The organism is Levilactobacillus fujinensis, assembly GCF_003946335.1.
Taxonomy (GTDB): domain Bacteria; phylum Bacillota; class Bacilli; order Lactobacillales; family Lactobacillaceae; genus Levilactobacillus; species Levilactobacillus fujinensis.
In genome coordinates this window covers 1-9,030 of record NZ_RHNX01000056.1, presented here as the reverse complement: position 1 = coordinate 9,030, position 9,030 = coordinate 1, and the positions used below count along the sequence as shown (strand labels likewise).

5 protein-coding genes are annotated in these 9,030 nt (G+C 47.2%); 4 read left to right on the top strand and 1 reads right to left on the bottom strand.

Annotation, left to right across the window (positions count from 1 at the left end; genetic code table 11):
* Nucleotides 1-158: 158 nt before the first annotated feature.
* Nucleotides 159-809 carry a DsbA family protein gene (locus EKM89_RS13050; protein ID WP_125689187.1) on the bottom strand — a complete coding sequence of 217 codons (651 nt, stop codon included), beginning with the start codon at nt 807-809 and terminating at the stop codon, nt 159-161.
* Nucleotides 810-1,134: 325 nt separating this feature from the next.
* On the opposite strand from EKM89_RS13050, the gene EKM89_RS13045 reads away from it, so the two are divergent.
* From EKM89_RS13045 to EKM89_RS13030, 4 genes are all read left to right on the top strand, one after another.
* Nucleotides 1,135-1,791 carry a GTP pyrophosphokinase gene (locus EKM89_RS13045; protein ID WP_056986518.1) on the top strand — a complete coding sequence of 219 codons (657 nt, stop codon included), beginning with the start codon at nt 1,135-1,137 and terminating at the stop codon, nt 1,789-1,791.
* Between the two features lie 2 nt (nt 1,792-1,793).
* Nucleotides 1,794-2,597: an NAD kinase gene (locus EKM89_RS13040; protein WP_125689185.1), complete on the top strand. Its 804-nt coding sequence runs from the start codon at nt 1,794-1,796 to the stop codon at nt 2,595-2,597.
* Nucleotides 2,597-3,499 (top strand): RluA family pseudouridine synthase, encoded by a 903-nt coding sequence (locus EKM89_RS13035; RefSeq protein ID WP_125689183.1) that lies wholly within the window; start codon nt 2,597-2,599, stop codon nt 3,497-3,499. Before EKM89_RS13040 ends, EKM89_RS13035 begins: the two co-directional genes overlap by 1 nt.
* A gap of 672 nt (nt 3,500-4,171) precedes the next feature.
* Nucleotides 4,172-9,030, top strand: a 4,859-nt coding sequence (locus EKM89_RS13030; RefSeq protein ID WP_225421892.1) for a KxYKxGKxW signal peptide domain-containing protein, incomplete at its 3' end; no start/stop codon positions are given.

Here is a 9,030-nt window from a genome sequence, read left to right as displayed (position 1 = left end):
TCATACAAAAAGAGCCCTAATCACCAAGTGATTAGAACTCCAATATTTTGTTCACCAACAACAGTTGACGAAGAACCAAAAATCTCGTTTCCAAAACCGTAGGAAACGAGATTTATGAATGGTTCAATTAGCAATTACGTAAAACGATTCAGCAGGCATTATAGAACATGAAGATTTGGATGATAGTTTTCGCCGCCTGATGAAGCCGCTTGGCGGTTCGACGTATAAGTTGGTTCGGCCATTAACGTTTCCTTAGTCGCCACGCCTTGACTCTCACAGACATCACAGAGGGACTCATAGGTGACATCGTTGAGCAAGAGGCCACACTGTGAGACATCACAATTAAAGATAACCGCAGAAGAAGATTGCTCGATCTTCATCTCGGCGGCTAACTTTTGATCCGTTTGGAAAGCTTGTTTTGCCAAATCTGATTGGCAATCTTCCGCAAACATATCTAAGTCGAGATGACATTTTTTAGCGAGATTTAAGACTAAATCATTGGAAAACTTCTGATGGTCGTTCACAACGGCCATTTGCATGTTTAAGAGGAAATCGCGCCCCTTACGTTTGCCCTGAAAGAGGGCCGCCTTGTAGGCGAGAATGGCTTGGTAGTAAACGTTGAAAAAGGCGTTTCGTTCAGCCAAAGTGGGGTGCACAGGCAGGGCCTGTTCAATGATCTGTTGATTCAGCAACGGAACAAATTGAAACGACACCTTGCTATTGAGATGATCGGCCAACTTCATAATATTACGCTCGGAACGCATACAACGAGCGCCTAACGGGTTGACGAACAAATAGACTTCTAACACATTGCTTCCTCCTATACTTGTTCGAATTGGCAATCAGCAAGGGTCGCCAAACAAAAAGTAACAATACCACTACATTAGCAAAATTTCAAAAAATAGCAATCAGAACGTTTGTTTGAGGTGAAGACCGTTCGTTTAAAACGCAACCTAATCATGCAACATTTTCTTGGTGAGGTAAAGCTAAACGCCTCGTAAAAGTCACGGGTCACCCAGATTGAACTGTTAGTGAAATTCTTAACGAATTAGAGGAGTAATTACTCTCAGTTGGGACTAAATTATGGTAGAATCGAAAGATAAGACGTGTAATTAAGGTTGGGGGATAGTCGTCATGATAACGAATTGGGATCAATTTTTATTGCCCTATCAACAGGCCGTAAGTGAGCTGAAGGTTAAGCTCCGCGGTATCAGAAAGCAGTTCGAGAACCGCAACGAACGTCCGCCGATAGAGTTTGTCACTGGACGTGTCAAGCCAGTCCCCAGCATTAAGGAAAAGATGTCACGTCGGCACGTCGCCGAAGAGCGTCTGGAACAAGATATGCAAGACATTGCGGGTCTACGAATCATGTGCCAATTTGTCGAGGATATTTACCAAGTTGTTGATCTCTTGCGGCAACGGACGGATTTAACTATTTTGGAGGAACGGGATTACATTCATAACGAAAAGCCCAGTGGCTATCGTTCCTACCATATCGTGGTCGAGTACCCAGTTCAATTGGTGACCGGCGAGAAAAAAATATTAGCTGAAATTCAAGTGCGGACGTTGGCCATGAACTTCTGGGCCACCATCGAGCATTCATTAAATTATAAGTATCAGGGTGACTTCCCCGCTGAATTGAGTGCACGACTGCAACGGGCTGCGGAGGCCGCATTTAAGCTGGACACGGAAATGTCCGAAATTCGAGAAGAGATTCAGGAGGCCCAGCATTACATCACGCCACCTCGGGATGATGACGGGGCAACACCTTCTCAGCATAAGGAAGATTGAGTATGAAAGTTTCCATTTTTAGTAATAACGGTCCTTCTTCACAGAAGGTGGCAACCGCGTTAAAGGATGGGCTCACCGCAGCTCAGGTCACGCTCGATAGTCTGGACCCAGATATTGTGGTTACGGTCGGTGGAGATGGAACGTTGCTGTCCGCTTTTCACCATTACAATGACCGGCTGGATAAGATTCGCTTCGTGGGGATTCATACGGGGCACTTGGGATTCTATACAGACTGGCGAGATTATGAGGTTCGAGAGCTGATTAAGAGTCTGGTCAACGATAACGGGCAAAGTGTCAGTTACCCGCTATTAACGATTCAGGTGGAGTACGCGGATGGCACCCATCCCGATCAAGCACTTGCGCTGAACGAATCGACCATCAAGAAGGTTTCTGGAACGATGGTTGCCGATGTTTACATTAAAGGTGAGTTCTTCGAGAGTTTTCGGGGTGATGGTTTGTGTATCTCAACGCCGACTGGCTCAACGGCCTACAATAAGTCCGTTGGGGGAGCAGTCTTGAATCCACAATTCAATGCTGTGCAAATGGCGGAAATTGCGTCAATCAACAACCTAGTCTTCAGAACGCTGGGGTCGCCGCTGATCATCCCAGCTGATGAGTGGATTCGAATTGAACCCACCAATGCTGCGGACAACGTTTTGATGTGCGATCAACTCAGTATTGAAGGTCGACCAATCAAAGCTATTTCGTATCGCATTGCGCGACAACGAATTGCGTTTGCTGAATACCGGCACACCCACTTTTGGCAACGCGTCGAGGCATCCTTCATCGGCCGTGAGCAACCATGATGACGACATTCGAATGGATCGTGACCGGTGAAAGTCCAGTGCATGTGCGAACCGTTTTAATGGCACATGGGGTCACACGAACTTTTTTAAAGCAGGTCAAATTTCACGGTGGCGTGGTCACCCTGGATGGTGAAGAGGTCCGGGTGGTGGTGATGGCACGTCCTGGTCAGCGCGTTGGGTTACAACTCCCACCAGAACCAACGAACGAGCATGTGGCGACTTCTATGCGGCCACTGGACATTCTCTATGAAGATGAGCACTTCCTCGTAGTCAATAAGCCAGCGGGGATGGCCTCTGTACCCTCACACCTGTATCCTGATGACACATTAGCTAATCGGGTAAAAGGCCATCTAACGGCCATTCAAGCACCGAGTAACGTGACACACATCGTGACGCGGTTGGATCGTGAGACAAGTGGGGCGGTCCTGTTTGCGAAACACCACTTTGCGCATTCCATTTTAGATAAACAATTGAAGAATGGTGAACTAGATAAACGGTACGTGGCAGTGGCAAGTGGTCGAGTGGCGCCGAACCACCAGGTGATTCAAGCACCGATTGGACGGGCGGACGGGTCGTTCATTAAGCGGGCCATCCGTGCAGATGGTCGCCAGGCCAAAACGGAGCTATGGGTTTGTGCCCAGTCGGCAACAGCTAGCTTGCTAGCCGTTAAGTTGCATACGGGACGGACACACCAAATTCGCGTGCACTGCGAGTCGATTGGACATCCATTGCTAGGAGACTGGCTGTATGGGACACAAACCAATCCTTGGATTCATCGGCAAGCGTTGCACTGTGCACGGGTCTGTTTCTACCAGCCATTTTTGGGGAAATGGATTACTTGTTATGCGCCGTTGCCGGCAGACATGGCGTTGGCGATTGAACGTGAAGTCTTTGAACTGTAAGTTCAGTATTAAAATAATCGTATAAAATTAGGCACTGCCATTATTTGAAGATCAGATATTGGCAGTTTTTTATTCGCCAAAAATGTTACATTTGATATAAAATGTAACAAAATAGTGCTGCTAGCTTAAAATAAACTAAAAATTCGGTTGACTTTCAACTGGGATTTGTTCAATCCGACTTTTTGCTCAAATCGTAGTTTCTGGCTAAAAAAATAATTATAAAAAAATAGGAGATGTAATTTTGACTACTAATTAGTTTAGCTTGGTTGAGATTGTTTTCTAAACATTGAGAGAACAACCGAATTTACTAAATATGGATTGTTAGTGAAACCGGTTGGAAACACTGATATATTGGCAATTGTAACTGTTTAACACACAAAATAGGTATGAATTTAGGCGATCGCTAATGCTGGCAAAAAGTGAGACACTATTTTGGTAGAAAATGGTACAAATAACTAATCGATTCTATAATTGAACTTTTGAATTATCAAGTAGTTTTGTTCTTTAAATAGTGTGTACAGTTAATTTGTGCTAGAATAATCTTTAGTAAAAAATCTATTCATAGGGTGTCACCTTTCAGGTGCAATCTAGTCTGAGATTTTAAATATTTACGAATTTGAATTTAGCTTCTTATATGGTTAACTAAAAAAGGACGTGTTAAAAGTGAAATTCATGCGGCATCAAGCTTTTAATGGCGATCCTAAACTGCGGTATAAGATGTTTAAGGCAGGAAAAAAGTGGGTCTTCGCTGCTTTAGCGTCATTTACGCTCTTAGGTACAGGAAGTCTAACAGTAAAGGCCGATTCTTCGAACCAAACTGATAGCTCTTCCAGTGATGGGAGTACAAGCGAATCCTCGGCAAGCGGGTCAAGTGCGTCTTCATTGGCGTTACGGACCAGCGTGTCAGCTTCCAGTGCAATTTCATCTTCCGCCAGTTCAGCGGCACCCCAAACAACACTGACAAATTCAACGAGTAGCTCTTCGCTGGCCAATACGGTCGTGAAGAGTAGTTCAGCGTCTCAATCTTCAGTGGCCGGAAACTCACAGAGCAGTTCGGCAGCCAGCTCGGCATCTTTTGCAAATTCGACTGCTAGTACATCTACTAGTTCGTCTGCAGGAACGTCCGCAAATTCAACACTGACCGTTTCTTCGAATAGCAGTGCGTCTAGTACATCTGCTAGTTCGTCTGCAGAAACGTCCGCAAACTCAACGCCGACCGCTTCTTCGAATAGCAGTGCATCTAGTACATCTGCTAGTTCATCTGCAGTAACGTCCACAAAGTCAATGGCGGTCGTTTCTTCGACCAATGATATTTCTAGTACTTTTACCAGTGGTGCAGCAAAGTCGTCACCGGCTAAAAAATTAATCTTTAGTCGGGCATCATTATTACGTGCGACGGCGGTTAGCTCAACGGCAACGGCTACCAGTGTAAAAGCGACGGCAGTGTCGGCAGTTTCTGCGGCGACACTTGCATCTAGTGCAGCCAGTAGCTATGCAGCGTTAGTGAATACGACAATGGTTCAGACCGCAGTCAGTGCAGTTCAAAGTGCTTACCATGAGACGACTCAGGCGGAGGAATTTGCACAATATTATAGTAGTTTAGCAAATTCCTATGCAGCGGCGGTAGGGAGCAGTGTGGGCGAGGCCACTGATTTAGATGCGCACGCATCAAATGCAACGAGTTTAGCCACGTCTTTTGCAATCAGTGCAGTGTTATATGCCAGTCTGACTTCAAGCGCGGCTACTGCAGCATCCAGTGCGGCTGCTTTAGGGCTGGTCGCCATGGTCAGCAGTGCTAATGAGCTAACGGATTCTAGTGCTACGACGGCGGCAACCTTTGCTAATGATGCAAATGACGCAGTGGATGCCGTGTACACAACGACACAATATGATCAGGATAATGATGAGCTAACGGGCCTTTATACCGCAGCGGATAGTGCAGCCACGGTTGCTAGCAGTGCGGCTGCAGCGGTCGAAACGATGCAAGATAATGGTAGTGCGGCCCTTCGAATCGCAAGCTCTGCGGCGGCTCTTGGCGACTTTGACACGGTCAGTTCGGCCTATGTGACAGCAACTAATTTGGGCAGTCAGGCTGAGACGGCAGCAATAGCGGCGATAAATGCTTATTCGTTGGCGGAGTCTGCAGCGAGTGCAGCGACGGCAACGGCCTTGACCGATATTACCAGTTCGGCTGCAGTTGACGTAAATTCGGCAACAACGGCTAGTTCATTGGCGACAAGTGAGGCTACTCAGGCAAGTAAGTATACCGGAACGCAAGCCGCTAGTTACGCTGCGATGGTTTCATCAGCTGCGAATACTGCTGCCAGTTCGGCGACGGTTGCTAGCGCAGCTGCCCGCAATTTGGCATCCGCTACGACAGCGAAAAGTGCCACGATATATGCCCAAGAAATAGCGGCAGCGGCGAATGTAGCAGCTGTATCCGAATCAACGGCGACGAGTGCCGCTCTGATGGCATCGGAATTTGATACAACACCTGTAAAAAATCAAAATATGAGTTCAACAGCAGCTAGTGTTACGATGACGGCGTCAAATACGAACTTAAACGTCGGTGATAGCCTCACATTGAGTATCAGCGGAATCATTGATTCAGGGATTATTAGTGGTAATTCGATCACGTATATGTATTCTACAGACGGGGCAACTTGGTCAGTGTGGGGGACGGATACGAAGTCGCCTAGCAGCAGCCTATTATCATCAAGCATTAGCAGTTCCAATACACAAGCTATTAATGCGGCAGGAACTTATTATTTTCAAAGTGTCCTAAAAGGAAAATATGGTCTTTCCGCGTCATCTTATTCTGCAGGGTCAAATGTCATTACTGTCGTGGTTTCAGATTCAAACGGGAATTACCATACGCAAGCCTCACTAGCCGCTAGCTTGGCGACTGGTGAAGCAATGGCAGCAGAAAGCGTTGCTAGTGACGCCAATTCTAATGCGACAAAGGTGATGGCTATTGGCACGGCTGATGCAACGACAATTTCCTATGCAATGGTGGCCCAAAGTGCCAGTACCGACGTGACTTCCTATGCAACATTAGCTTCGTCGGCAGCGAGTGTAGCACAAACCGCGTCAAATTTGGCTTCGTCATATGAAAGTCAGACGACGTATTCAGCAGCTAGTTCTGCTATGGCAACTGTTGCGGCAAGTGAGGCGTTAGCTAGTTCCTATGCGCAATTGGCGAGTTCGGCAGCAGTAGTTACAAAGACAGCAACGGATGCAGCGTTACGCCAAGCGGCAAAAGATGGCGACACAGTTTTACAATTTGAAATTGCAGCTAGCTATGCATCGGCGGCGGCATCTTCGGCGATAATTGCGTCCAGTGCAGCAGTACGGGCAACTTCTAATGCTAATGATGCAACCCATGTCACGTCCTTAGCAACAAGTTATGTCAGCTACGTGACGAGCTATAATAGCGAAGCCACGGCGGCAGCTTTGACGGCTAAAAGTGATGCAACTTTGGCCAGTTCAGCAGCGGAAATGGCGACTTCCTATGCGGTACTTGGTCAGTACAGTGCTGCTGAGGTGGCCGCCACGTTGGCCAGTTCAGCAGCATCAAATGCCACAACTGAGTTAACCAATGCGATGAGTGCGGCGGGTGCAACTGCATTAACTTTGATGTCGCTCCAGTCGTCTTATGCGACTTCTGTCGCTACAGCGGATGTGTCTACAGCGACTTCAATTGGTGTCATAGCAAGTTCAGCAGCGAGTGTTGCCAGTTCGTTAGCTAGTACCATGGTGAAAAACACGTCACTAGGAAGTTCCTATGTCTACGTGACGTCTTCTTACGCTGCGGATGCACAGGTGGCAGCGAGTGCGGCAACGGCTTCGGCCTCGACGGCGACATCTTACATGACAATTGCGCAGATTGCTTTGGTTATGGGAAGTGCAACGGTGGCCAGTTCTTACGCGGAGGATGCAGATGAAGCCTTAGCCGATGCATCGTCGTACATGAATGTTGCCAGTTCCGCAGCCAGTCTCAGTGCTTTAGGGGCTTCGGCCGCGGCTACGTATTCAAATAATATGAATAATCCCCAGTATGTGTTGGACGGTAATGCGCTGAGCATTTTGGGGATTCCGTTAAGTACTGGTTTCTTAGTACAGCCAGTATCACTGACGTCAACAACTTCTGGAAATACGATTACACTGTCCGCGACCGCAGCAATTTCAATTATCAACGCCCCCGCACATACGATTTCACATACTTGGGAAGTCCAGGTCAATGGGGCGTGGTATTCATTGGATCAAGCTGTTAGCAATCATTTTATTAGTGCTCATAGTGATGTGTCGAATGATACGATATTGACGTTACCATCACTAGAATCGAGCAGTGTGCTAACGGTTACGGTTGACCCAAGTTTTACAGGAACCATGATTTTTCAAGAGACAGCAGGTTTAACGACACTTGGCGTATCGTTTAACGGTAGTGGGGACATTGGTAGCAATCTTGCCGAAGTTGACGTTTATGGCAATGATATTAACGCGGATGATTTAGCAGTTACTGGTGATAGCTATTTAATGAACGGACAATCGGGTTCCTATACGGCAACAGCTGACCCGTCTAATGCGACTGGGAGCATCAGCTGGACGAGTAGTAATTCTGATTTAGCGACGGTTAATGCTTCAGGTTTAGTAACTGCAGTGGCTAGCGGGTCTGGTATAGTCACAATCACAGCGACATTGACTAACGCTGACGGGACCATGATTCTTGCCAATAAATCGGTAACTGTCGGTAATGGATTGTCGGATCAAACAGTTAATGCCGGGGGCACCTTGACCTGGTCACCGGATGCGGATTTAAGCGATGCGTTGAGTTCTGGTGGAAGCATTACCTATACCTGGTATTTGCCGAATGGAAAAACGGTGACGACCACGACACCAACCTTGACACTCAGTGGAATCAGTGCCAGCGATGCCGGACAATATCATTTGGTCATTTCGACTGCAAACAACTCCTATACGATTGGACCAGCAACATTAACGGTTAATGCTGTGGAAACATCGGCGGCAACATCATCAGCGTCTACGGCATCTAGCTCGGCCAATGTTGCCAGTGAATATGCCAGTGTAGCAATGTCGTACGGTAATTTGGCGAGTGACTATGCGCCTAAAAATTCAACGGCCAGTGGGTATTCAACGTTGGCAAACTCAGCATCAGTGGAGGCATTAGATGCGGTGGTAACGGCTTCGACGGCAACGTCATCAGCTTTGGCAGCACAAGCCCAAGCTGAATCTGCAGAGGCAGCGGGGGATAATTCGAATGCACAATCTTATGCATCATCTGCAGCTTCTGCGGCTTCGGAAGCAGCGACGGCTAAAGAAAAGTCATCGAGTGCGGCGAGTGAAGCTCAGACGTATGCCAACATGGCGATTGCTACTGTTGAGGAAGCTGATTCAGAATCCGAGAGCGAATCGGAGTCAGAATCCGAGAGTGAATCAGAATCAGAAAGTGTGTCAGAATCAGAGTCGCTCTCATCAGCGGAAAGTGAATCGACCTCGATCTTAGAAAGCGA

What these genes read in the sequence shown, in the direction of transcription:
- EKM89_RS13045 (WP_056986518.1), top strand. Translation starts at nt 1,135, where the DNA reads ATGATAACGAATTGGGATCAATTTTTATTGCCCTATCAACAGGCCGTA.
- EKM89_RS13040 (WP_125689185.1), top strand. Translation starts at nt 1,794, where the DNA reads ATGAAAGTTTCCATTTTTAGTAATAACGGTCCTTCTTCACAGAAGGTG.
- EKM89_RS13035 (WP_125689183.1), top strand. Translation starts at nt 2,597, where the DNA reads ATGACGACATTCGAATGGATCGTGACCGGTGAAAGTCCAGTGCATGTG.